The following is a 25,159-nucleotide window of genomic DNA, read 5'->3' as shown; positions in this document are numbered from 1 at the left end:
GAGCTGATAGAAACTATGAAGCGCGAACTGGCAATTGAGTTTTCACGTGTGACAGAAGCTGCTGCCCTCGCCGGTTACAAATGGCTGGGCAGAGGCGATAAGAACAGCGCAGATGGCGCCGCTGTTGAAGCCATGCGTACTATGTTGAATAAAGTGGACATCCAAGGCGATATTGTCATTGGAGAAGGTGAAATAGATCAGGCACCCATGCTGTTTATTGGTGAAAAGGTCGGCTCTGGTAAAGGCGAGCCCCTTGATATTGCCGTTGACCCCATCGAAGGAACCCGCATGACCGCCATGGGCCAAAACAACGCCATTGCCGTGCTGGCCGCCGCAGAGAAAGGCGCTTTTCTCAAAGCACCTGACATGTATATGGAAAAGCTGGTCTGTGGGCCGCAAGCCAAAGGCGTTATTGACTTGAATACGAATTTAGCGACGAACCTGAAGAATGTTGCCAAAGCCCTGAACAAGCCTTTAAACGATCTCACTGTTATTACCCTGGCCAAACCCCGTCATGACTCAATGATCAATGAAATACAAACCATGGGGGTTAAAGTCTTTGCCATTCCCGACGGCGATGTCGCTGCTTCCATTTTGACCTGCATGCCTGACAGTGAGGTGGATATGATGTACTGCATTGGCGGCGCGCCCGAGGGGGTAATTTCCGCGGCCGTTATTCGCGCCCTCGGTGGAGATATGCAGGGGCGTCTCATTTCCAGGGATCAGTGCAAAGGTGACACCCCAGAGAATCGTGCCATCGGCAACAAAGAACGTGTTCGCTGCCAGAGTATGGGCGTTACTGTTGGAGAGAAGCTGACACTCAATGACCTGGTAAGCTCTGATAATGTGGTTTTTTCTGCCACGGGGATTACCAAAGGCGATCTGCTCTCAGGTATCCGTAGGGATGGGAATATTGCCCACACCGAAACACTGGTCATTCGCGGTAAATCTCGCACCATTCGCCGTATTCAGTCCAGTCATTTTCTGGACCGTAAGGATAATGATATAAAACAAGTTATTTTATAATTTTATGATTTTATAACAATGAGGCATGCAAGGATGCATTATTTGGCCTTTGGGTTGTTAGCCGTCTTCCTCAATAGCAATAGCGCGACGCTTATGGCGGCTCCCGTTTATAAAAAACAAAAAGAGCACTGGTATCAGGAGGTCTGGTGTCAAGGCAAAGGGGGAAAAGTCGAGTACAAATTAAAAGACGGTCGGCGGGTAGACTGCCTGACCGACACCCATGCCATCGAAATGGAGTTTGCCCGTAACTGGCCAGAGGCCATTGGTCAATCCCTCGACTACAGCATGCTCACCACCAAACAAGCCGGTATTGTACTCATTTTGCAAAGTGATAAAGATGAAACTCACTGGCAGCGAATGAACCAACTGATCAACCATTATCAATTACCCATCACTGTCTGGAAACTCGGGCCTTAACAGAGCTGTTCATGACCTTTTACGCGCTGCAACCGCTGATAAAAGCCGCTTGTTTCAGGCTTTTGGAAGTTTGTAACAAAAGATATTCAGTTTGTTTTTCACCCAATAACCCAGGCGTTTATGCGTTATATCTGCCATAATATTTTCAGAATTCTTGATATGTATTATTTTCGGTTTCCCGCCGTTTACGTACTATTGAAACGAAGCGACGATTTTGCCTGTATCATTGTTGATAATGTTAAAATCCTGGGAGCTGTGCCTGAATGCACACCCGTGCTTGATTGAAGAAGCATAATGTACGGTTACATATTTTACTTCAGTTTCATATTTGGTAGTGCATGAAGCCGGATTATACACGCCGTACATGCAGTCCCCGTGGCCACTGGGTTTAAGTGTATAGCCATTTTTTGAGTAATGTGGGTTACCTGTGGGTATCAGATTATAAATATGCAATCTATCATCCGAGCTATAAGCGTTAGCCATGATGAATAAGGTCAAGATCCCAGTTATAAAAACAACCGGTTTGGTTGCCATGAACTTTACAGCGCGTAAGATAGACTTAATGCCCATGATGTACTCCTGCTGTCTATGACAAAGCGATGAAAGGCCAACTTCCGCAACACCACTACAGAAAAGGGATCTCCTGTAACCACTTAATTGCCTGAGCTGAGAATAACGCTATTCTCAAAAGAGCATTAACCTCGTTCCCTCCCCTGCATAGTAATGCCTACCTTTTTCACCATAAGCGACATACCGCTAGGAGGCTGTCGGACTTATGCGTTACCAGGCGGAGCGTGGGAACGAGATAAAAAATAGCTTGTTAAAATTGGTAACAATAGATATTCAGTTTTTGTAACAAAAGATATTCAGCTTGTTTTTCACCCAATAATCCGGGTATTTCCCCGTTACATCTGCAATAATATTTTTAGACCTCTTGAGCCCTTTTAAATACGGGTCCCCGCCGAATATGTACCATTGAAGCGTAGTGACGATTTTGCCTGTATCGTTGTTGATAATGTTAAAATCCTGGGAGCTGTGCCTGAATGCGCACCCGTGCTTGATTGAAGAAGCATAATGTACGGTTACATATTTTACTTCAGTTTCATATTTGGTAGTGCATGAAGCCGGATTATACACGCCGTACATGCAGTACCCGTGACCGATGGGTTTAAGCGCATAGCCATTTTTCGAGTAATGTGGGTTACCTGGGGGTATCAGATCTTCAATGTAAAGGTAATCATCCAAGCTATAAGCGTTAGCCATGATGGTTAGGGTCAAGAGTCCAGTTATAAAAACAACCGGTTTGGTTGCCATGAACTTTCCAGCCCGTAAGATAGACTTAATGCCCATGATGTACTCCTGCTGTCTATGGAGCCTGACCAAGAATAGACTGCGCTACTGCGGTTGCGATAAATTGGTCTAAAAATTCCTGCTTCTTCATCAAATAGCCACGCTACTCTCCTCAGAAGCAGAAATTTTATTCTCAATTTCTCGCAATCCTCGCTACGGGCGCTATTCTTGGACAGGCTCCTGGTGGCGTGTGCGTTATCAAGTGGAGCGTGGGAACGAGATAAAAAATAGTTTTTTAAAATTTGTAACAATAGATATTCAGTGTTTGTCACATAAAGATATTCAGCTTGTTTAGCACCCGATGTTTTAGGTATCCCTTCGTTTCTACCACAATATTTTCAAAATTCTTGAGTCTTTTTATATGCGGGTCCCCGCCGAATATGTACCATTGAAACGTAGCGACGATTTTGCCTGTATCATTGTTGATAATGTTAAAATCCTGGGAGCTGTGCCTAAATGCACACCCGTGCCAGATTGAAGAAGCATAATGTAAGGTTACATACTTTGCTTCGGTTTCATAACTGGCAGTGCATGAAGCCGGATTATACACGCCGTACATGCAGTCCCCGTGGCCACTGGGTTTAAGTGTATAGCCATTTTTCGAGTAATGTGGGTTACCTGGGGGTATCAGATCTTCAATATAAAGGTTTTGATCCAAGCTATAAGCGTTAGTCATGATGGATAAAGTCAAGACCCCAGTGATAAAAACAACCGGTTTGGTTGCCATGAACTTTCCAGCGCATAAGATAGACTTAATGCCCATGATGTACTCCTGCTGTCTATGACAAAACGATGAAAGACCAACTTCTGCAACACCACTACAAAAAAGGGGTCTCCTGTAACGCAATGAGGGGGGGCAAGGTTTTGAGTGTTGTCAACGTCTTTTACTATAGTAAAAAACAGCAACTTACATGGAGAAAACTTATTTTGTCGGTGTGATATTCATGTCATTTAGTTATGATGAGGTATTTCATTTTAAGGAAAGCTATTTTTAAGAAGCTGTCCATGCGCTTTTATGCGCCACAACCGTTCACAACCGTCGTATGTTTTAAGCTTTTCTTCGTTACCGGCAACACACTTAATAAATTGCTTGACCTGAGAATAGCGCTATTCTCAATAGAACATTCATATCAGGGCAGCACCGCTTGATTACTTAAAGAGTAAAGAGCGCGCCCTGGGTCAGAGGCAGTGAAGTCAGTGATGAGTACAGCCATTAAAGTCAGGGCGATAACGACATTAAGCTCCACGATTGAGTTCTACGATTTTGCGTTATTTCTATTTTTGGCGCCTGTTATCAGCCAACACTTTTTCCCTGACGCCAGTCATCTTGGCTCAATTATGCCAGCACTGCTGGTTTATTTTGCGGGCTATCTGGCAAGGTTTGTTGGCGGGCTTTTTTACAGTCATTTTGGCGATGTGTATGGCAGAAAAAACAGCTATATGTACTCCATCATCATTATTTCCATGGCCACCTTTGCCATTGCTTTGCTGCCGGGGTATGAAACATGGGGCGTGGCCGCACCTGTGCTGCTGCTGTTATTACGGATTATTCAAGGATTATCCATAGGAGGAGAGGTGCCCGGCGCACTGACATTTGCCGCTGAGCATAGCCAGCCGGGGCAAAGGGGAATGGTAACTGGGTTAATCATTGCCGGTTTGACCTTGGGTACTGCTTTCGCTTCAGGTGCCATGTCCGGTTTATATTTCGTACTGGGGGATGAGAACGTCAGGCAGTGGGGATGGCGTCTTGCTTTTTTACTCGGTGCCATAATGGGGGCAATCAGTTTATGGCTTCGGTTTTCACTCTCGGAAACACCCGCTTATCAACAGTTAAAAAATGAAATGGATAAAACCAGGGTACCCCTCAAACGATTGGTTCATGATCATAAAATGGCTCTGGTGAAAGGTATTTCTATTGCCACGGTACCGGCACTGTGTTTTAGTGTGCTGTTTTTTTTACCCCGTCTTCAGGGGCATTATTTACATACCCCCATGAGTGACGCCTTTTCACTGAGTTCTCTGTCTCTTTTTATGCTTACCCTTTTAGCGCTGTTTACCGGTTATCTGTCTGATAAAGTGGGGCGTGTGCCAATGATTAAGGGCGGCGCATTGATTGTTCTGATTTTTTTTCCAACGGGCATCCATTTTTTATTGCAAGGCAATCTGCCGGGTGTCTTCGTTTTGTCACCGCTGTTATTGGGGGTGGCGGCACTCAATGGCACTTATGAGGCGGCTATTGTCGAGTTGTTTCCAACGCATACACGCTACTCGGGTGTCGCTTTTTGTCACAATGCGTCGTTTGGTATTATTGCAGGTCTCAACCCCCTTTTATTGGAGTGGTTCTGCCGTCAGGGGTTATTTTATTTAATGGGTGTTATTCCGGCATTGTTTGCTCTGTGGTTGCTATGCCTGTCTGTTCGTTGGCAAGAAAGGAATAAAGCCTCCCTGGAGAGTTTTTAATCAAGCACCCCATAACAAAGCTATTCACCTTAATTATTATTGAGATTGTTGAGCAGATGGTTAAATTGACATAGTTATTTCTTATGCTATGATTTTGGACGGTAAAAATAGTGTCTGCCAAGGTGTTTCGCATCAAGATTTAGTCATTTAAAACAAATTCGTTGCAATAAAATTTTTATAACGATGAATTTGAGTTTATTTTATTATTCAATACCTTGGACAGGTTTTGACAACCCTCCCGCATCCCCGGAGGATACGGGCTAAGGCATAAAACGAATGTGAGGGTTTGTTTTATAACAGCCATGAGTTGGAGAGCGCAATTATTTGTGAAACGCCTCCCTGTTATATTGTTTGTCGTATTTTTATTAATAAAATAAATAAAGGTGATGGCTATGATAAAAGTAGGCTTAATTCTTCTATGCTTGTTCAGCTGTTACTCTATGGCTGATGGAATGGGATTCTATATAACAGGCATTTCTTACCATCTCGGTAAACAACCCAATAAAGATGAAATCGCGTCAATAGAATCAAATGGTGGTAAAGTTTATGATTTCCCAAGAAAGATAGGAAATGATTGCACGTTTATTTTTAACCCTGGCATAGGCATTTCCTATAATTATTCAGCGGGAAAAAAAGACGGACTTTCCCTGGAAACTGTTGGCCTGTTTTTTCAGGATTGTATGAAAGAAATGGCCTATGTTTTAGGCTCTGGCCCAAGGTACAGATACTTTTTTACAGAAAGCTGGTCTGCTGATGCCGATATTTTACTTTCAGTGTACCGCTCAAATGACTGGGATAATGGTAACTATAATACGTCCCTTACTTTATTTCCTTCTGCAGGCGTTAATTACCATTTTGATAATCAGTGGTCATTTGGCATTAAAGCAACATACAGCCCACGACAACAAAAACACTCTTCTCTTTCTAGTGATAAAGGCCTTATTTTTTCCTATGCATACATTGGTTATTATTTTTAGGAAGTGTGTGTAACTTCATTTGTCTTGTTTATTGAGTTTATCAAGCTGCTCCCATAAATCATCAAACTCTGGCTCATTGAGTACCCGATTGATATGGGCAAAAGGGTCTGGCGGTTGGTTAACCGTTGTAGCGTTACTCTGTCTATCTAACTCATCAAACTGACCCCACAAACCTGCAAACTGCTGATCATTGAGCACTTGGTTGACATGGGTAACAGAAGGGCCTGATCCTTGACTAAAGGTTGTAACCGTTGCCCCAGGGTGCCGCTGCGTGGTGATTGTGGCAGTCGTGGTTGGGGTTGTTACTTGAGATGCGGTGGTAAAAAAATTTCGGCTTATCGCCTGTGTCTGGGTCACACGGGTGGCAAACTGTCCACCAGGTATCTGCTCCTGGCTGGTTGACATAAAGCTGGAAGCACCTCTGGCATGTACTACATTTTCCGTGTGCCACACATACGTTTTAAATTCTGCAAACCTCATACCGCAAGTCCCGCAGAAGTACTTTCCAACCGTATGCTGCTCTCGTACGTGCCTGTTGAGACTGCCCGATTGTGTATAACGATTTCCGCAGTATCGGCATACGTGATTTTTAACATGCGTATGGGTCACCATATGCTGAGCGAGGGTGCTCTCTGATCTACAAACTTGAAAGCAAATATGACAGATGTAATTATCAGACATGACATTCACACTGTAGCAGTAGGCGCGTTTCTGATAAGCGTAGTAAACGACATTATTCAATAAAACGACAAATAACTATAACACTGACTTTTAATAAATGATTATATGACAATTATCGTAAGATTTCAGGACGTCCATAAAAAATTAACTCTCTAACCAACGGGTCTACTTTTTACCTCTAATTCATTTTAACGGATTGACAGGGATACCCTTGACCCGAGCTGGCTGCTGCTTGATTGATGCTGAGACGACGTCTTATACCAATCGTCTTTCCCATCGTCTTTACCAACTACTTCAGGAGGTGAAAAACTATGCCGCAGAGAGTATAAGCGACGATTGATGCTTGCTATTAAGAGGCATTTTAACGCACTGACAGGGTTCATTTTGTCAGCATAAAGTGAAATTATAATCGTTATAAAAAACGACTGGGAGCCTGTCGGACTTATGCTTTCGAGCATAAAATTCTGGCCGCACTTCCTGGATTTCAGGCCGAAATTGTCTTAAGTCCGACAGGCTCCTCCTAGTGCATAGTCTTTGACGGACGATGTTGACGCTAATCAATGCCGTTTACCTGAAAATGTATAAAATCCGGCATCTGATTATCTCTCCTTATACTGGTTCGTATCCCATGAAAAAATCTATACTTGCTGTTTTGCTGGCTTCGATGGTGGCCCTGACGGGTTGTCAAAGCAACCCAACGACAAGTTCTTTTGATGATATGATGCCTGTTAATGAAGTGAAGTTTGCCTCCTTCAACGTCTCGTTTGCCCGAGACGGTGACGCAACTGAGAATTACCAGCGCTGGGTGCGCTACTTTCAACTGACGCCAGAGCAGCAGGATTCCCTGATTGCCCTGTGGAAAAACGACACAGCCACAGAAGAGGAACATCTGCTGGCTGAACGGGTCATTCAGATTCGTAATATCGCCGCCATTATCCAGCGGAACCGGCCCGATGTATTGCTGCTGACCGAGTTCAACAATGATGGCACCGGCACAGATATGACGGCATTGCAGGGATTTCAGGATAATTATCTGGGGGTAGCCCAAAGCCTGAACAGTGTTGATGGCAGCGATATGCTCGAACCCATCCACTATCCATTTGTGCACAATTACGCCACCAACACCGGCCTGTTACCTGACGACCCCACGCTTGATTTTGGCAACGACGGCGGCAAGAGACCTAATGGTGCTCACGGCTTTGGCTTTTACCATGGGCATTACGGCTTTGCCCTGATGTCGAAGTTTAAGGTGGACACCGCCAATACGCGTACGTTCCAGAAATTAAAATGGGCCGCTATGCCGGGGGAGACAGTCCCCACTATTCCATCGGCTGACGACCCGGATCATCCCTGCAAGGCAGAAGACCTTCCGGCAGGCATGGCTTGCGGCGACCCTTGGTACACCGACGCTGAGTGGCAGACGATCCGACTCAGTTCTAAAAATCACGTCGATGCTCCGATCATCATCCCCACAGCTCGTGGCAATAAAGTGATTCATGCGTTGATGTCTCACCCGACCCCAGCGGCATTCGATCCCATCGCCAGGCACAATCACTACCGTAACGGGGCAGAAAACAAGTTGTGGGTGAGCTACCTCAATAACGAGTCCTGGCTGATTGATGACAAGGGGAATTCCGGCGGCTTTACCGGTACCAACTTTGTCATCATGGGTGACTTGAATGCTGATCCGGCGTTTTCCGACAGTAAGAATTACGGTATTCGTGATCTAATGGATCATCCGAAGGTTAACCACGAGGTGAGTCATTCAACTGGCTCCTTTGTACCAACCAGTGAAGGCGCGCGGAAAGAGGACAATACGCAAGGGCACCCATACCCGCAAACCCGCACCAGTACCTTCGGGACAAGAGTCGATTATGCTGTACCTTCCACCAGTCTCGAGGTGGTTAATACCGGAGTTTACTGGCAGGCAGAGGGTCAGCCGGGTCGTCTGTTGTTCAACGATCCACGTGTTGGCGAAAGAGGCAGTGATAAGGAGGTTTCTTCAGACCATCGGTTTGTCTGGGTAACCGTCAAGGTGGATTGATCCGCACCCGATCATTCCATTTCCTAAGAGCCTGTCCGAGAACAGCGCCCTTAGCGAGGATTGCGAGAAGTTGAGGATAAAATTTCTGTTTCTGAGGAGAATAGCGGGGCTATTTGATGAAGAAGCAGGAATTTTCAGACCAATTTATCGAAACCGCAGTAGCGCAGTCTATTCTCGGACAGGCTCCTGGGGTGTGATGCTGGGCTGGTTACCCGGCATTACACTGCCCTCGAAACGCTAAAGAACCGTAATACTCTCTTTTAACGGGTTGATTGATCCCAAGCCCGATGCTGCGCTTGATTGATACTAAACGACGCCTTATACAACTGAGGTTGTTTGATTGTCGGGCCAGTTCAAACCATAGCTGATACGTTAATTATTTTTTTTTGGCTGATTTTTTGCCAATTGCTATGCGTTTGGGGACAGGTCGCTTTGTGGCTTTTTTACCCACTTTACCCACTTTACCCACTGAACGTTGAGGCAATGGGTTTCCTTTGTGGTAGATTTTTTTGCATCCTTGGTGCCCTTTCTTGTTTTGGTGTCTTTTCAGATTAGACATTGAAGTGAATAACTCTTTACACCTGGGTTCAGTGCACTCATATCCTATTCCCTCATGGACGTGTAGGTGTTTCCGCAGATTACTACATGAAGCGTATGACTTCTTACAACCGGCTACAGTGCAGTGATATCGCTTCCCCTTATGGAAGACTTCCACGTGCTCTTTCCGATGAGCATCTTGAGTGAATAACTTTTCACACCCATCAAAAGGACAGGCATACCATTCCTTCCCATGAACGCTTTTTTTGTGTCTATCAAGATTACCAAGCGAAGTGTATAACCTTGTACATCCAGCCACAGTGCAGGCATATCTCTCCCCTTTATGGAAGCTTGCTATGTGTCTTTCCAGTTTATTGGCCGTAGTGTATAACTTTCCACACCCATCTACGGTACAGGCATATTTCTTGGGTTCATGGATGTCTTTTATGTGCATTTTCAGATGTTTGGTCGAAGCGAGTAACTTGTTGCACTGGTCGCAATAAGCCTTTTTTTGGTTAGGCTTTTTTTTATGGGGCTGCTCATCATCAGGTTCAGCGCTTTTTCTTTTTCTACATTGAGTTATGTGCCTGCTGCAGGCTTGTGACGTTTGAAAAATTTCGGAGCAGTTATCACATAAATAAATAGTCTGCAAATAGCTTATATCTTCTCCTTGCAACAATTCTCCATTGAATAAATGCTCCACTGTATTATCAATAATAGTTGGTGAAATCAATGTATATTGTGTGTTGCCTGTTTGATCCGCTATGGATAACTGTGCTATCTCGCAACCTGTGATCGAGCTATCGAGGACAGCCTGAACAGCAGCACCTGGTTCAAGTTTACTCTCCAGGGCATAGTAAGTGGATTCTTGCCCATTATCAATTTTAACCACCGAAGGAGGTGTCTCTTTTTCTGGCAGACTATCAAGCCATTTTTCAAGTTTTTGTGAGTCTATCTGTTTAGTTATATCTTGCGGCTGGCACAACAAGAAATGTTCATTTATTTGACATTCAATAAAATTTATTTCACTTTCCTTTCGACCTTGCTCATCCTCGCTAGCTACAGCCATTTGACCAAGCAAAATCAGTAATAAGAAATATTTACTCAAATATAATCAGGGTTGCTTTTTATACAGATCTTACGCAGATAACCTGTTCTCCAAGATACCCTGTCTCCTTTGCTAAAAAATAGACGCTGGTTTTATTTGGCTGTCATCAACACTCAAGCTTTCACATCAAATCGGCCAGCCAGGGAATGTCCTACCAAAAGTAAACATCCACACTGAAACATAGAACGAATAGTGTAGTCACTTTAAAAAAATTTGCTTCGGATTTAGGGTCTTGTGTTAATAGAGATTGATAGCCATCATCTTTTTTATCACCGTATGAATTAAAAAACCGCTGGGCAGAGCGGTAGAAACAGCAAGGGGTGTTTGCTACTGCGAGCAAGCGCAAGCACCGCTAGCAGCCTGTGAGCGTAGCCAGGAGCCTGTCGGACTTAAGGCAATTTCGGCCTGAAATCCAGAAAGAGCGGTCATATTTTCCGATGAATTTGCTTAAATAGGTCAACTATTCGCACAAATCCATCGAAAAATCTGACTCGCTCTACTGAGTTTCATGCTCGAAAGCTTAAGCCCGACAGACTCCTAGAAAAGACGACTGGTAACTACCCGTCGAGCTGTTTGATTGTGGCAGCCACTTCAGCAATAGCCGAGGTATTCGTTATTTTCTTGATAATTTTTTTCTAACTGTTTTGCTAACTTTTTTGTGTTTCGGGGTGGGTCACTTCGCGGCTTTTTTGCCCACTGAACGTTGAGGTAATTGATTCTGTTTGAGATAGATTTTTTTGTGTCCCTGGCACCCTGTCCGGTTTTGGTGTCTTTTCAGTTGATGCGTCGTATAGAATATACTTATCACACCTGGGTCCATTGCAGGCATATCATATCACCTTATGGACCCTTTGCTGGTGTCTTCTCATATGACCAGCCTGCTTGAATAACCTTCCACACTCAGGGCAGGGATACCGTATCCCCTTATGGTCGCTTTCCTGGTGTGTTCTCAGAGAAGTCATCGAACTGTATGCCTTACCGCAGCTATCGCAGGTATATCGTTCCCCGTTATGCACGTTTTTTATGTGGTTTTTCAGATGAACAGCCTGCTTGAATAATTTTTCACACACAGGGCAGTCATATTGTTTCGGCTCATGAACGCTTTTTTTGTGTAACCACAGAGCACTGCCTGATGAGTATGACTTTTTGCACTGGTCACAATAAGCCTTTTTTTGGTTAGGCTTTTTTTTATGGGGCTGCTCATCATCAGGTTCAGCGCTTTTTCTTTTTCTACATTGAGTTATGTGCCTGCTGCAAGCTTGCGACGTTTGAAAAATTTCGGAGCAATTATCACATAAATAAATAGTCTGCAAATAGCTTATATCTTCTCGTTGCACCAGTTCTCCATTGAATAAACCCTCCACTGTAGTATCAATAATAGTTGGTGAAATCAATGTATATTGTGTGTTGCCTGTTTGATCCGCTAGGGATAACTGTGCTATTTCGCAACCTGTGATCGAGCTATCAAGGACAGCCTGAACAGCAGCACCTGGTTCAAGTTTACTCTTTAGAGCACAGTAAGTGGACTCTTGCCCATGATCAATTCTGACCACCGAAGGAGGTGTCTCTTTTTCTGGGAGACTATCAAGCCATTTTTCAAGTTTTTGTGAATCTACCTGTTTAGTTATATCTTGCGGCTGGCACAACAAGACATGTTCATTTATTTGACATTCAATAAAATTTATTTTATTTGCCTTTCGACCTTGCTCATCCTCGTTAGCTAAAGCGATTTGACCAAGCAAAACCAATAATAAAAAAAACTTATTCAACTATAAAACCAGGGTCATTTCTTACACAGACGCCCTGTCTCCTTTACTAAAAAATAGACGCTAGTCTTATTTGGCTGTCAGTGTTTATCATCAACACTCAAGCTCTCACTTCAAATCGGTCAAACGGTGATGGATTAAGCCACCTTTGAATACAAATACAGCAATAGATTGAATAGTATAGTCACTTTAAAAAAAGTTGCTTCCGATGCAGGGTCTTGTGTTAATAGAAATTGATAGCCATCATCTTTTCTATGATCATAAGAACTAACAAACCGGGCGGAACAAAACAGAAACGAGCAATGATGCCTGCTACTGTCAACAACTGCAACGCATCGCAGGAGCCTGTGAGCGTAAAGCGTAGTGAGAAAAACGGCTGGTATAACTTACCCGTCAGGCTGTTTGATTGTGGGAGCCACTTCAGCAATAGCCGAGGTGCTCGTTATTTTCTGGGTAATTTTTTGCTGGCTTTTTTGTGTTTCAGGGTGAGTTGCTTCGCGGTTTTTTTGCCCGCTGAGCGTTGAGGCAATGACTGTCCCTTTTGGCACTCCTTTTGGCAAATGTCTTTATATCCCTGGTGCCCTGTCCGGTTTTGGTGTCTTTTCAGATCGGTCATCATATCGAATAACTCTTTACACCCGCGTTCAGTGCAGGCATATCGTTTTCCCTGGTGGACGCTATTTATGTGGACTCTCAGATGCCCCGCCTGACTGAGCGACTTTCCACACCAGTCCACAGGGCAGCGAAATCGTTTCCCCAGATGGATGGTTTTTTGGTGTGCTCTCAGAGCACCCTCCGAACGGTATACCTTTTTACACTTGGGGTCATCGCAAGCATGCAGTATCCCCTCATGGATGCTTTTTACATGGACTTTCACATGAGCAGGCTGAGTGAATAACTTTCCACACCAGCCCACAGGGCAGCGATATCGCTCCCCTTGATGGACGCTTTTTATGTGTTGTTTGAAGGAAGCGAACGAAGTGTATGAATTATTACATTGGGTGCAGGCATATTTCCTCTTCCCATGGAGGCCTTTTAGGTGTTTATTCAGATCTCTAGCCGAAGTGTATGAATTATTGCACTTGGTACAGGTATATTCCCTCTTCCCGTGGATGCTTTTTACGTGCTTTTTCCGATGAGCAGCCTGAGTGAATAACTCTCCACACCCAGCCTCAGGGCAGAGAAACTGTTCCCGCTGATGAACCTTTCTTTTGTGGCTATTGAGATTACTAAACGAACTGTGTGAGCTATTACACCCAGCCACATCGCAGGTATATCGCTTCCTTTCGTGGATGCTTTCTGTGTGTTTTTTCAGATCACTGGCCTTAGGGAATGAGCTGCTACATTTTTTACAATGAAAACTTTTTTTATTAGGCTTTTTTTTATGAGGCTGACCATCATCAGGTTCAGTGTTTTTTCTTTTTCTACATTTAGCTCTGTGCCTACTGCAGGCTTCTGATGTTTGAAAAATCTCGGAGCACTTATCACATAAATAAAGAGCCTGTAAATTACCAATCTCTTCTTCTTGAAATAGTTCCCCATCAAATAAAGGCTCTATTGCAGCATGAGTAATAGTTGGCGTAATCAATGCGTATTGTGTGTTACCTGTTTGATCCGTTATGGATAACTGTGCTATTTCGCAACCCGTGATCGAGCTATTGAGGACTGTCTTAACAACAGCGCCTGGTTCAAATTGACTCTCCAGAGCATAGTAAGTTGATTCATTCCCATCATTAATTCTAACAACCGAAGGAAGTGTATTTTTTTCTGGTAGACTATCAAGCCAATGACCGAGCTTTTCTGAATCTATCTGTTCAGTTATATCTTGCGGCTGGCACACCAGGCAATTCTCATAGATTTGGCACTCAATAAAATTTATTTTATTTTCCTTTCGCCCTTGCTCATCCTCACTAGCTACAGCGATTTGGCCAAGCAAAACCAGTAATAAAAAAAATAATTTACTCAAATATAATCAGGGTCGCTTTTTACACAGATCTTACATAGATAACCTGTGCTCCAAGACACCCTGTCTCCTCTTCTAAAAACAGACTTTAGTTTTATTTGACTGTCATCAACATTCAAGCTCTCACATCAAAGCGGCCAACCAGGGCAATGTGTTGCCAAAAGCAAACATTCACCTTGCACATAATACCAGCAAAGTGCTCACCTGCGGCCAGACAACGATGAACCAAGCCACCCTTGAATATAGCAATAAAATAAAAAGTGTAGTCACTTAAAAAAAATTCGCTTTATTTGCTTAAATTGTAAGTGCTGATTGTGCAATACCTTCGAATAGCAGGTCAACTTTCAAGCATCTCAACAATACGCCTCATAACTTCGGATGATGGCTTGTCTGGCATGCCCAGGGGGGATAACGATACTTTGGTTTCTTTATCAGCCAATTTATCCTTTATCGCTTTCACTGTGGCATTAACCGTTGAAACTCTCTCAGCCAGGCCTGCAAGGATCAAAAAATTATCATAGCTTTTCTCCGCAATATAAATCACCGGCTTGCCCTTATACAACGCTTTTGCACCCACTGTTGACTGGTAGGTTGTCACCACATCGGCCAGTTTGCAAAGCTCGGCGGTGCTCGCAATAGCTTTGTCTACCCGATGAATGTTGCCACTATGGGCCAAACGAACCACCTCAGCCTCAAACGTTCCATCAAACTTTGGGTGCCAGGTAACAAGAAACTGGACACGAGGCAGTTGAGCAGCAGCGCTCACAAAGCGCTGAAATGCCTGTTTATAACCATCATTGATATTACCACCAGCAAACAGCACCACTGAGTCAGAAGGGCTGATATGGAGCTTTTCTCGTAACGCGCGCGCATCAACAGCGCGGAACACTTTATCCCACTCTTCCAAAGCTGGCTGACCAACAAGAGTAACCCTTGTATCCTTGAGTTTGTCAATGTGATGAAAACTGGCGAGGGTTTGTTCAGTGGGCACCTGAAGTTCATCAATATGCTTAATAGTATCCAAAAAAGGGCGTATCCAGGCATTACCCACCGCCGTATCAAAGTTGTCATAAAAAGCAATCACTTTACTTCCGCGGCGCTCAAAGGCATTGGATAACTGTGCCTGAACAGCACTGGCCATCCCCGTATAGACAACACTCGGCTGACATTTTTGCGTGATAGCTGCCAAATCGGCAGATGACAGCAGCCCTGCCCTCTTATGTGTCAATGCCGCAGGGTCGACTTCCTCAGGCAAAATAATAACATTAGCTCGGTCCTTATAAACCGCTGCTGCCCGCCCCAATGCCAGCACGTTAAAACGTATGCCCTTTTTAGTCAGGGCGTCTTCAATCTGAAGAAATGCACTGCTTTCGCCCTGATCATAAGCAATAAACAGTACATCCAGCGTGTGTTTATCGGTTGAGGCAGCGTTGCATCCAGTTAACAAACCATATATCCCTAAAAAGCCAATCTTAATCCACAATTTCACCCATGAAAGCTGTGCACCCATAGCATTATTATTCTCGCTCGTTATCGTCTCTCCCAGTTAAGACGCCTTTACCCCATATGTCCACAATACCGTGATTATTTCTCTTGGAGCCTGTCCGAGAATAGCGCCCGTAGCGAGGATTACGAGAAATTGAGGATAAAAATTTCTGCTTCTGAGGATAATAGTGGGGCTATTTGACGAAGAAGCAGGAATTTTTAGACCAATTTATCGCAACCGCAGTAGGGCAGTCTATTCTCGGACAGACTCCTAGCCCTAGTTGAATCAATGATTTAACAGTTGTGGCCTGATCATAATCAAGACCTCGGTATCGTAACTTCTTTTATTCGTTTGTTTGAACAGTCTTCCAAACAAGGGAATATCGTCAGCAACCGGAATGCCCTGGCTGTTTTGAACGCCTTTTTTCTGAAGAAGCCCACCGATAATCAATGCATTACCGTTACCAACATAAACACTGCTACTTAACGTGTGCCCTACAATTTTCTCTTTATTGGAGGCCGTATGAATCAGGTCACTGACCCGAGCCTTGGTGATTTCCATCTGAATAATGTTATTACTGGATACATGAGGCGTTATGATGAGCTGAACACCGTAGCTGATTTCTTTGGACTTACCCTGATTATCAATAGCACCCGAAGAATGTGTCTGCATTGAATTAAAAACTGCCTGATGTCCATCAAGTGTAACAATAGACGGCATAGTTTTTATATGGGCCTCGCCTTTATCGCTCAGTGCTGAAACAGCAGTTAAAAAATGTCTTACCTTATAGGCAGGAAGCTGAACATTCGAACTTACAAAAGAGGCATCAAGCAGATACTGCTGATTAGTGGCACCCATAAAATTCTTTGCTTTATTCCAATTGACTCCCAACTGCTGCAAAGCTTCTTTAGACACTTCGATCACTGTTAGCTCCAGTACTATTCTCTCTGGCGCATGATCAAATAGAAACAAGTCTTTCTTTATTCTGCTTTGAATACTTCTTGGCGCTACAATAGTCATTGTGCCCTTGGTTGGGTTCACCTGAACGTACTGCCTGTAAAGTGGAGGCAGCATCTCTGACAGCTCATCTGGCGTTTGGAAAACCGGACGAAATATACAAGTGTGAGAAAGTTTAGAAAAAGAATGCGACGTTGGTTCTCTAACACCAACAAAAATATAATTATCGTAGACATGATAATCAAAATCCCCGACGGATAACAAGCTATCCAGCGCTGTTTCAATACTCACATCATCCAACTGAATCGACAAAAACCCTTCAACATAGTCATCCATTACGATGGATACTTCTGCCTGAACACTTACCTCAAGTAACACCTCCCTTAGATCACCTTCTTCTATTTCAAGGCTAACCGTTTTTCCCTTGATCAGTTTTTGACTGTTAGGATTTGCATTACACGTATACTTACCATGAATTTTTGACGTATCTATTTTTTCGGGTCGCCAACTGGCATCAGGGGTGTTGCTATTTGTCTCCTTTTCACGATTTGGCAGTGTATCGACACCAATGGTTCTTCCAGTCAGCATGCCTGAAGAAGATCGACCCAGCGCTTTTGCGTCCTTAAGGGATTCAACAATAGTGCTGCGGTTGACTTCCCATGCTGGTGCGGCACAACCGGTCAAGAGAATAATCAGTGATAGCTCTGCAAATGTCTTTCTCAAATTACATCTCCCTGACCGAAGGTGTGCTGTTTAGCAATGCACCTTTAACCAGATGCCTGATCAGTCGCTACTTCTGGCTCAGTGGCTTGTGTCTCTTCTGCCTGATCTGTACCCTCCTGCTCTTCGCCTTCAGCGTTTTTCTTTTCCTCAGGAGGAACTTTTCTTAGAATCTGCCGAATATTCTCATCGTATGTTATCTTCGTCTTAAACGATGGCTGTGTTTTACCCGAGAATCTGTTCCTGACCTTAAATTCATATTCACCGTAAGAAAGATCCGTTTCAATAAAACCAAATACTTTAACCTGTGCTGACGGAAATACACGGGATGCCTCGTCCTGACGCTGCCAGGATGATTCTGTTTTCATTGCCACTTTAGCAACCATCTTACGGTCGGCATTTCGAATTTGGACTTCACTTTTCAGTTGTCCTTCAAAAGCAGATTTATTAACAAAGTCCCCCATGACCATAAGTTTTTCATCAAGCCTGACCAGTTCAAAGTTGTAAAATGAAGATTTCAAACGCGCTTTTCTTTTCTTATCAATAACAACGATATTGACAATAACCGCATAGCGAACATTGACACTGATGCCCTGCTTCTCATCTTCTTCTTTATATTCTTCCACCATCACAGCAACAACATGATTACCCGACGTCTTTGTTGGTGGTTTCACTGTACCCTTAATGGTGATTGTCTGATCCTGCCTGAGGGAGTATATGTCTTTTTCTAAATTCACCCAGCTGATTTTTGATAATGCCGGATTGATTTGACCCACCTCCATAAAACCCATATGACCGGTTTCAAGCTGGCTCATGTCCTGAACTGTTAATTTTATTTTTTGTTTCTTTTTGCCAGTGACATTAAACGTAAAATGAGATTGCTTTCCAGGCGCTGTTTTAATTTCTACAACCAATGGTGAAACGGCAAGACCAGACGCCATCGCGGATGAGCAAAATAAAAGTGTAATGATAAATGATGCAAGCTTAAGCATATTATTTCCCTATACGTCGTTTAAGTCGCTGTTATCGAGCCGGTCAGATACCGCTCACGGTTATTGTGATTGTACCCGTGTAAGAACCTGCTTTTTGTGCAGAGATCTCACCAAGAGTGGCTGTGGCTGATATGGAATGACTGGCATTATGCGCTGAATCGGCTGCCGTATCAAACGTTAGCCCGCTACCGTCGAGCGAATAATTGGTTGAGATACTGTCAGATCCATTGGATAAATCGGAGCCTGTCAACGTTACCCGAATTTGTCCATTGGATTCCAGTTGATAAGTATCTGATCCAGAGTAAATGGCATTAGCAGAACCGTCAGTGCCAGATGTTGTCAATGAAAAATCATCAAGCCCGGATATAGAAGCATAAAGCCCTACATTCATTGATACACTCGATGACGCATCATTTAATTCATTTGCGCTTGTATTTATAGGTATCACCAACAGGCTGGCTGATAATAACTTTAACTTCATTGTTAACTCCTTTTATACATGACTTATGGCATTACGACTGCTTGGAAAGTGCCATTAAAGTTTACAGACTTTCTCCGATAGTATTATCTTAGCTAACCCATTTTAAAATGACTGATATCTCTTCAGGGAATTATCTGTATCATCACAGACTGTCGTTCACTGATTGTTTTTACAGATGTTTTTTGCATGATATATTTTTGACAACTTCAAGATTACTGACTGATTTGAAAGCTCACTATTTAAAGCACTATTTTACCTGGCCATCATGGTACTTTAACTGGCGACAGAACGTCATTCTACTGACGTCAGGGCAACAATATGAAACATATCACAGTACTAATAATAGCGTAACTTACTCAATCTCTGTCCTACGTCAATTGCTTTCAATCACCAAACCATCAACAAAAAATAATTGTGTGACTTCAGAGCCGGAACGTAAAAGCAACAATGCGTATTTCGTCACCACTGTGCCACTGACGCTTCATTACCTGGCTGCTTCAATTTTATTGGTACGTTAGAACAGGCCACTGGTATAGAACAACAGCCTTAATGGGATTATTCTCACGAGCAGCCCTAGTCCGGATATTTCATAAACTGCCCTGAGAATTGCGCAGAACCTTGCGGCTCCAAGGGATTTCGCGAAGGAGCGCCGTACCGGGGAGTACGGTCGACTGAGCAAAACTCCCTTAGAGCCGCAAGGAGCAAGCAAGGCCAGGAGCATGTTTATGAAATATCCGGGCTAGGAGCCTGTCGTACTTAAGACAATTTCGGCATTAACGGCAACGGCTCAAATCAATGGTCACGGGAATACCGGACATTATGGGTATCGAATCACATTGTTTTTGCGCAGTGACTCCACATAATCCATGGCCATATATCCGACAGATACTATCAGATTGCCACCGATAAAAAAGAGCGCTACCAGCAGCAAGCCAGTATAAGAGAACTCCCTTACCAGGTTAGCCAACTGCCAAAATCCCTCAAAGAAAAACAGATAGAGCCCAAACAAGTAAGGGATATAGCGGCAGGGGCTGTATAGCCACGTTTTTAATCGTTGATGAATCACGCTTTCAGGGTACGACAAGCCGAATAGAATCAGTGCTGAGAGTGTCGAACCTGATAGCAAAAGCAGAACCCGACTGCCCGCGCCATGGTAGTAAAGCTTCAGAAAAGTAATGAGTGTGACCAGAAGCAGGACTATTCCGGCTTGCCTTGCAAAATGAGAAAGCTGTTCTCCTGATTTAGGACAGAGAAACGTTGGAAGAAGGAGCCGGTTCATGGGAGTTGCCTCCTGGTATTAACAGTCATTATTATTTACAAGAGGCTATCTTAAACGTCGTGTTGCTTCTGCGACCAGCACAAAAGAGGCTAGAAAATCGCTTTTTTCGTTCAACAGAGCCACTATTGCCTCACAAAAGCGATCTTTTCTTCTCCTTTTCTGGCGGATACTCACTACACACAGACTTTTAAGACTTGCCTCCAAGGTGCCAACGTATGTGGCTCTTTTAAAACAAAGTACCCTTAAAAGTACCCTTATATCATAAGCGTTACTCAAGATGTATACTTCAGCTCAGTCAGATAAACATCGTAGTGACAAACCATCTCTCCTAATGTACTGAAGCGCTTCTTTTGCTGTGGTTGAATGCGCCAGTAATGGGGAGTCATAGCAAGCAAGTTGAGTAGCACCTCTGAACCCTCCAGGTACATCTTTCCCTGTAAATGCTGTCTGCTGATAATGACGAAGGAATCCGGCAGTGTCTGGAGCAGTTTGTCCTCCGGGTAAGGTCGAACCGTGTCATAAATAACTTCGCGCAATTCCTTCAGGTGGTCAGGACCCGGAGCAATAACGAATACACGTCCCTCTGATTTAAGAATACGAGAGAACGATGCCCAGTCACACCGCGAAAACACACTGAATATAATATCTGTAGAGGAATCTGCCACAGGTATATCGTTTACACTGGCAACCAACCAGTGTATCTGCTGGCTCTGTTTGCAACAGGCCACAATGGCAGATTTTGAAATATCAAAACCAATGATATGACTGTAAGTCATTTGTCGTTTGATGTAGTGCGTGTAGTATCCTTCACCGCAGCCAGCATCAATAATGACAGGCTCAGGTATCTGTGAGCAACCCCCCTTAATGGACTGAGATAGTGCTGCTGCAATGGGCTGATAGTGCCCTGTGTTCAAAAAGGCTGTGCGAGCTGAAACCATAGCTTTATCGTCCCCTGGCTTTTTGCTTCGCTTTTTATGCCCCTGTAATAAATTAATATACCCTTGTCGTGCACGGTCAAACTGATGATTATTACTGCAGGAGACACCAGAAGAGATTGAGGTTAAGGTCTGTCGGCAGACCGGGCATGATAATATAGCTAAAGGTGGAGGGAGAGGCATACAGTGAGTTCGTTCCGTGACAGTTCAAGCCGTGTAGTCTACCTGTCGCCTCTGAAGAATGCATCAACACAAGAGCTTGTGCCCTGTGGGTAACTGGCGGGATATCCACAGGGCCAGTTTGCGCTTCATGTTAGGTTCGCTTTCCTGGTTTTTTTCTAGCGGTTGTATCAGATTATCATGTACCAGCAGACGGTAAATGAACTCAACCTTCTTTTTGGCAGGGTCAGAAGCATTGATTTTGCCAGCCTTGCGTTTTTCCACATAAATGGTGCCTACTCTGAGTGCTTCTCTGACAAGATCCGCTTCGTTTTTAAGTTTTTTCATCGTGTGACCTCTCAGCGATGGGGATAGGCTGAAAATAACATGATCTCTAAAAAAACAAAAGTACCTGCTTTAGAAGCGTCAAAACTCACCAGGAAGTATGAAATGAGTATTTAAATTGTCAAACAAGTGGCACTCTTTAATCTCAATTGATAATAAATAAAATATTTTTAGCTTAGTTTATATTAAATTTATGGCTAACTTTGTTTGCTTGACGCCAAGCACTTATAGTTAAAGAGTACACATTTAAATTAATTAACTTTCGCATTTTAAATTGCGATTTTTATTGTGGCAAATTAATGGATGATATTTTCAGACGGCCTATTTATTTTCTACTTTTACAGAGGTTATTAAATGCACTCTCCTGTAAATAGAGCGGGTGCCGCAGGCGCGGCTGGGCAAAATTCGGCCATAAACAATAAAGCTGTTGGAAAAACGCCAAAAGGCAGAAAAGTTTCCACTGTTTCACAGGCAGGCAACCCAAAAGATTCGGCTGCTCTTAGAAAATCGAATCCTAATAAACAAAATTCCAAGTCTATTGATTCAAGAAAGACAACACCACTGGCCAATAATGATGGCGAGACAAGACCGACGATAAAAACATCCCATAAAACAATCAGTAGTTCTGTAAGAGGTTTAAAAGAAGGTATTGGTCTGGATACCAACATAGAGTCTTTCCAACTGGCTCGTCGAGATGTTGCCATAGGAACAATGCGATCAATACGAGAGCTAACCAGCAGGGTGCAAGGAGGCAACGCCAAACTGAAGGAGATGGGCTTTGAAAAAGGCTCACCTGCTGATGAAGCGTTGAATCGCGTGGTAAACACTAACTCACCCAATACCAATGACATTGAACAGGTTGTTCGCACCATGGCAGAGCATAACGATGCGGTGGTAGACACACTGAACTACCTGGTTTATGAAGGCAATGGCAAAAAAGGCCTGGTAGCGTCAGAAGAACTCAAACCATTACTTGAAGAGTCAGCAACTCCGGGCAAAAAGAATATAGAGTCACTGATTACAGACTGTGTTGATTCCTTTAAAGATTCCGGTTTTTCAGAAGCGCTTGAAAGTAGAGTGACCGCTAATGAGAAAGGCGTGCAAGAGCAAGGCAGTAAACTTGATAGTCTTGAAGCGACGCAAAATACCCTGGTAAAAGCCCTTGATGATGCGGCAAGCACAATAGGGGCGGTAGGATTAACAGCCAAAAATAACGAACAAGCCATTAAAGAGCTGGAGACAAAAACTTCTCAAAATCTAGAGGCACTGGAATCGAGACAACAAAATACTCTGGATGAAAAGCTTGCCCAGATAAAAGGGGACACTGAACAAAAGCTCGATGAAGCCAGCAAAACAGTGGATAAAAAACTGGCCGAAACCAGTGAAGAGATTAATCAAAAGCTGGCCGAGGCAGAGCAACGCCAGACTGAACAAGTGAGTGACCTTGAAAATCAAATGGGGCAACTCTCCAATGATAATATGGAGACAAGGCAAAAAGCTGAAGACAACAGTAAAGCCATTGAAACCTTGCAAACTGAATTGGGGACTATTCAAGCCCTTAATGGCGATATCAGCGGCATACTGGACCGCTTTACCACTACAGATGAACAAGTAGAAAAAGCCAATGCTACTGCTGAAGATGCCCATAATCTCGCTAAAGAGGCTATGTCCCTGGCGAATGATACGGCTGAAAAAGCAGCCAATGCCGAGCAAGTGGCAAATCAGGCCAATACTGCCGCCGAAGATGCCCGCGACCTCGCTAAAGACGCTATGTCGTTAGCCAGTGATACCGCTGAAAAAGTAGTCAATGCCGAGCAAGTGGCTAACCAGGCCAATACGACCGCCGAAGATGCCCGTAATCTTGCTAAAGACGCTATGTCGTTAGCCGGTGATACCGCTGAAAAAGTAGTCAATGCCGAGCAAGTGGCAAATCAGGCCAATACGACCGCCGAAGATGCGAAAGAAAAGGTAGCAACGCAAGAAAAGAGGCTAAACGAGCAACAGCAAGAGATAGAGTCACTGAAAACAGCCAGAGAAGAACAGCAGCACGCCTTCGAGTTGAGATTTAAAGCCTTCGAAGAAGGTTTAGCCGCTATGAACAATGAGCTGACCACCACCAAAGACAAGCTTGCTTCTTTAGAGGGTCAGCTTGCCAATGGCATCAACCAGTCAGGTGCAAATACAAATGATGTGGATCTTTTGCGTAAAGAGTTATTAACCCATGTTCATGGGTTACAACAAAATGTTGATCTTGAATCACAAAGAGCGAAAACAGCTGAACAAGCCCTCGCTAATAAAATAAAGAATTTTGATGAGCAGATTCATGGGCATGAAGAAAAAATTGACCAAATTGCGCAAGAGCAAGAAAGGCTGGGGGAAAACCAGCAGCAGTTAGAGTCAAAGTCAAAAACCCTGGAAAGTGCCGCAAAACGCCTGGAAGGTACAATGAACAGTGGCGGAATCCTGGAAGATGAAAGAGTCACCAAACTGGAAGGAACCGTAGAGAGACTGGAGTCAGCATTAGGCGGCGTTAATACTGAAAAAGCCCACCATGAAGATTCAGTGATGAAAATGGTGGAGGAGATAAAATCACTGAATCAGGAAATAAAAGAGCTCAGGGAACAAATCGGCGAATTAAAGGCGAATAAACCAGCAACCAAACCGGCACAGTCTGACAGTCATGGCGCATCTGCAATACAAAGCAACATGAAAAGTACGACGCCTCAAGGGTCTACAGCGTCTTTGAAGGCGTTGGTAGCAAAAGAGCACCGTTTTGGCTTGTTATCAGAAGCAAAAATATCATTAGATATGCTGCTATCAACACCACCACAAATGCCCCCTGACGAGCCTGTGGTGAATGTCGTTATTGATGGAAAAAAACTTCAGATTTCACCTGTACCAAAAGGAAAGACACTGAACGCCTGGATCAAGGAAAATAAAGAGAAACTCACGCTGGCAAAGAGCATGATAGAAGGGGAGCAAACCGTCATGAAAAGCGCTGACGCTCCTTCATCAGAACCGTTGCCGAGTGATACACAATTTAAAACAATGCTACAGACTAAAATTAAAAAAGAAGAAGAAGAACTCAATACTGGCAACGAACAGGCCACCTGGTTAACAGAGATTGAAAATTTCAGGAAAAAACTCGAAAGACAACTCACCATTGACTTTAAAAGACCGTCTCCGCAGTTGTAGTCACCGTTAAGTCACAGTGGTGACACCTCATCACCCACCTTTCAACCCGAACGTAGCCGTTGAATGCTATTTTTCCCTTGGGGAATAAGGCTCCTAGTACTCCGTCCAATAGCGTTTGATACGTGCCGATTTATTACAGCTCTTCTGACTCAAAGGCTTTATGGATATTGCACGTATCAAATGCTGCCGGACGAGGTACTAGGAGCCTGACCGAGAATAGCGCCCGTAGCGAGGATGGCAGAAAATTGAGGATAAAAAGTCGGAAATTTTTAGTGAATAGT

General features: G+C 43.8%; 20 protein-coding genes and 1 pseudogene. 6 read left to right on the top strand and 15 right to left on the bottom strand.

Translation table 11 applies throughout. From position 1 onward, the window contains the following. The first annotated feature begins 15 nt into the window (after positions 1–15). Together glpX and V4C51_RS05645 are read left to right on the top strand one after the other, a co-directional pair. Positions 16–1,026, top strand: coding sequence for a class II fructose-bisphosphatase (gene glpX / locus V4C51_RS05650; protein WP_330925163.1), 1,011 nt, complete (start codon positions 16–18; stop codon positions 1,024–1,026). A 33-nt stretch (positions 1,027–1,059) separates the two neighbouring features. Then, positions 1,060–1,443 (top strand): hypothetical protein, encoded by a 384-nt coding sequence (locus V4C51_RS05645; protein WP_330925162.1) that lies wholly within the window; start codon positions 1,060–1,062, stop codon positions 1,441–1,443. 192 nt (positions 1,444–1,635) lie between these two features. Here V4C51_RS05645 and V4C51_RS05640 read toward each other — a convergent pair whose 3' ends face one another. The 3 genes from V4C51_RS05640 to V4C51_RS05630 all read right to left on the bottom strand — a co-directional run bounded on the left by V4C51_RS05640 (position 1,636) and on the right by V4C51_RS05630 (position 3,556). Next, a complete protein-coding gene (locus V4C51_RS05640) occupies positions 1,636–2,013 on the bottom strand; it encodes a hypothetical protein (RefSeq protein ID WP_330925161.1) in 378 nt (125 codons plus the stop codon). A gap of 273 nt (positions 2,014–2,286) precedes the next feature. After that, complete coding sequence (locus V4C51_RS05635) at positions 2,287–2,793, bottom strand: hypothetical protein (RefSeq protein ID WP_330925160.1); 507 nt, start codon at positions 2,791–2,793, stop codon at positions 2,287–2,289. 268 nt (positions 2,794–3,061) lie between these two features. Continuing rightward, positions 3,062–3,556 carry a hypothetical protein gene (locus V4C51_RS05630; RefSeq protein ID WP_330925159.1) on the bottom strand — a complete coding sequence of 165 codons (495 nt, stop codon included), beginning with the start codon at positions 3,554–3,556 and terminating at the stop codon, positions 3,062–3,064. 437 nt (positions 3,557–3,993) lie between these two features. Between V4C51_RS05630 and V4C51_RS05625 the strand changes: the two genes are divergently transcribed. Then, positions 3,994–5,253, top strand: a complete 1,260-nt coding sequence (locus V4C51_RS05625; RefSeq protein ID WP_330925158.1) for an MFS transporter — start codon at positions 3,994–3,996, stop codon at positions 5,251–5,253. 392 nt (positions 5,254–5,645) lie between these two features. Continuing rightward, a complete protein-coding gene (locus V4C51_RS05620; RefSeq protein WP_330925157.1) occupies positions 5,646–6,230 on the top strand; it encodes a hypothetical protein in 585 nt (194 codons plus the stop codon). 15 nt (positions 6,231–6,245) lie between these two features. Here V4C51_RS05620 and V4C51_RS05615 read toward each other — a convergent pair whose 3' ends face one another. After that, positions 6,246–6,710 carry a hypothetical protein gene (locus V4C51_RS05615; RefSeq protein ID WP_330925156.1) on the bottom strand — a complete coding sequence of 155 codons (465 nt, stop codon included), beginning with the start codon at positions 6,708–6,710 and terminating at the stop codon, positions 6,246–6,248. An 829-nt stretch (positions 6,711–7,539) separates the two neighbouring features. Between V4C51_RS05615 and V4C51_RS05610 the strand changes: the two genes are divergently transcribed. Beyond that, complete coding sequence (locus V4C51_RS05610) at positions 7,540–8,955, top strand: endonuclease/exonuclease/phosphatase family protein (protein ID WP_330925155.1); 1,416 nt, start codon at positions 7,540–7,542, stop codon at positions 8,953–8,955. Positions 8,956–9,331: 376 nt separating this feature from the next. On the opposite strand, the gene V4C51_RS05605 is transcribed toward V4C51_RS05610, so the two are convergent. The 11 genes and pseudogenes from V4C51_RS05605 to V4C51_RS05560 form a co-directional block, all read right to left on the bottom strand. Further along, complete coding sequence (locus V4C51_RS05605; protein ID WP_330925154.1) at positions 9,332–10,561, bottom strand: C2H2-type zinc finger protein; 1,230 nt, start codon at positions 10,559–10,561, stop codon at positions 9,332–9,334. Positions 10,562–11,430: 869 nt separating this feature from the next. Then, complete coding sequence (locus tag V4C51_RS05600; RefSeq protein WP_330925153.1) at positions 11,431–12,369, bottom strand: C2H2-type zinc finger protein; 939 nt, start codon at positions 12,367–12,369, stop codon at positions 11,431–11,433. A 439-nt stretch (positions 12,370–12,808) separates the two neighbouring features. Beyond that, positions 12,809–14,332 (bottom strand): C2H2-type zinc finger protein, encoded by a 1,524-nt coding sequence (locus V4C51_RS05595; protein WP_330925152.1) that lies wholly within the window; start codon positions 14,330–14,332, stop codon positions 12,809–12,811. Positions 14,333–14,666: 334 nt separating this feature from the next. Further along, a complete protein-coding gene (locus V4C51_RS05590) occupies positions 14,667–15,776 on the bottom strand; it encodes a hypothetical protein (protein WP_330925151.1) in 1,110 nt (369 codons plus the stop codon). 324 nt (positions 15,777–16,100) lie between these two features. Continuing rightward, a complete protein-coding gene (locus V4C51_RS05585; protein ID WP_330925150.1) occupies positions 16,101–17,495 on the bottom strand; it encodes a type II secretion system protein GspD in 1,395 nt (464 codons plus the stop codon). 44 nt (positions 17,496–17,539) lie between these two features. Next, the gene (locus V4C51_RS05580; RefSeq protein WP_330925149.1) at positions 17,540–18,484 is read right to left on the bottom strand and encodes a hypothetical protein; all 945 of its coding nucleotides are present in this window, start codon (positions 18,482–18,484) and stop codon (positions 17,540–17,542) included. 43 nt (positions 18,485–18,527) lie between these two features. Next, complete coding sequence (locus tag V4C51_RS05575; protein WP_330925148.1) at positions 18,528–18,965, bottom strand: hypothetical protein; 438 nt, start codon at positions 18,963–18,965, stop codon at positions 18,528–18,530. An 817-nt stretch (positions 18,966–19,782) separates the two neighbouring features. Next, complete coding sequence (locus V4C51_RS05570) at positions 19,783–20,244, bottom strand: hypothetical protein (RefSeq protein WP_330925147.1); 462 nt, start codon at positions 20,242–20,244, stop codon at positions 19,783–19,785. A 272-nt stretch (positions 20,245–20,516) separates the two neighbouring features. Beyond that, positions 20,517–21,182 (bottom strand): methyltransferase domain-containing protein, encoded by a 666-nt coding sequence (locus tag V4C51_RS05565; protein ID WP_330925146.1) that lies wholly within the window; start codon positions 21,180–21,182, stop codon positions 20,517–20,519. Between the two features lie 33 nt (positions 21,183–21,215). Beyond that, a pseudogene (locus V4C51_RS17900) lies at positions 21,216–21,362 on the bottom strand (putative RNA methyltransferase); the annotation flags it as partial. A gap of 63 nt (positions 21,363–21,425) precedes the next feature. Next, a complete protein-coding gene (locus V4C51_RS05560) occupies positions 21,426–21,686 on the bottom strand; it encodes a DUF5062 family protein (RefSeq protein WP_330925145.1) in 261 nt (86 codons plus the stop codon). Positions 21,687–22,037: 351 nt separating this feature from the next. Between V4C51_RS05560 and V4C51_RS05555 the strand changes: the two genes are divergently transcribed. Continuing rightward, entirely contained in the window at positions 22,038–24,878 is a 2,841-nt protein-coding gene (locus V4C51_RS05555; protein WP_330925144.1) for a coiled-coil domain-containing protein, read from the top strand. Positions 24,879–25,159: the final 281 nt, after the last annotated feature.

Source organism: Candidatus Sororendozoicomonas aggregata (assembly GCF_031528575.1).
Classification (GTDB): Bacteria; Pseudomonadota; Gammaproteobacteria; order Pseudomonadales; family Endozoicomonadaceae; genus Endonucleibacter; species Endonucleibacter aggregata.
The sequence above is the reverse complement of the archived record's forward strand: the minus strand, read 5'-3'. Positions and strand labels throughout refer to the sequence as shown.

Bases quoted from the DNA above. Each gene is read 5' to 3' on its own strand.
- V4C51_RS05610 (WP_330925155.1), top strand. From the start codon at position 7,540: ATGAAAAAATCTATACTTGCTGTTTTGCTGGCTTCGATGGTGGCCCTG.
- V4C51_RS05630 (WP_330925159.1), bottom strand. From the start codon at position 3,556: ATGGGCATTAAGTCTATCTTATGCGCTGGAAAGTTCATGGCAACCAAA.
- V4C51_RS05605 (WP_330925154.1), bottom strand. From the start codon at position 10,561: ATGGCTGTAGCTAGCGAGGATGAGCAAGGTCGAAAGGAAAGTGAAATA.
- V4C51_RS05645 (WP_330925162.1), top strand. From the start codon at position 1,060: ATGCATTATTTGGCCTTTGGGTTGTTAGCCGTCTTCCTCAATAGCAAT.
- V4C51_RS05570 (WP_330925147.1), bottom strand. From the start codon at position 20,244: ATGAACCGGCTCCTTCTTCCAACGTTTCTCTGTCCTAAATCAGGAGAA.
- V4C51_RS05625 (WP_330925158.1), top strand. From the start codon at position 3,994: ATGAGTACAGCCATTAAAGTCAGGGCGATAACGACATTAAGCTCCACG.
- V4C51_RS05560 (WP_330925145.1), bottom strand. From the start codon at position 21,686: ATGAAAAAACTTAAAAACGAAGCGGATCTTGTCAGAGAAGCACTCAGA.
- V4C51_RS05575 (WP_330925148.1), bottom strand. From the start codon at position 18,965: ATGAAGTTAAAGTTATTATCAGCCAGCCTGTTGGTGATACCTATAAAT.
- glpX (WP_330925163.1), top strand. From the start codon at position 16: ATGAAGCGCGAACTGGCAATTGAGTTTTCACGTGTGACAGAAGCTGCT.
- V4C51_RS05565 (WP_330925146.1), bottom strand. From the start codon at position 21,182: ATGGTTTCAGCTCGCACAGCCTTTTTGAACACAGGGCACTATCAGCCC.
- V4C51_RS05640 (WP_330925161.1), bottom strand. From the start codon at position 2,013: ATGGGCATTAAGTCTATCTTACGCGCTGTAAAGTTCATGGCAACCAAA.
- V4C51_RS05555 (WP_330925144.1), top strand. From the start codon at position 22,038: ATGCACTCTCCTGTAAATAGAGCGGGTGCCGCAGGCGCGGCTGGGCAA.
- V4C51_RS05615 (WP_330925156.1), bottom strand. From the start codon at position 6,710: ATGAGGTTTGCAGAATTTAAAACGTATGTGTGGCACACGGAAAATGTA.
- V4C51_RS05635 (WP_330925160.1), bottom strand. From the start codon at position 2,793: ATGGGCATTAAGTCTATCTTACGGGCTGGAAAGTTCATGGCAACCAAA.
- V4C51_RS05580 (WP_330925149.1), bottom strand. From the start codon at position 18,484: ATGCTTAAGCTTGCATCATTTATCATTACACTTTTATTTTGCTCATCC.
- V4C51_RS05620 (WP_330925157.1), top strand. From the start codon at position 5,646: ATGATAAAAGTAGGCTTAATTCTTCTATGCTTGTTCAGCTGTTACTCT.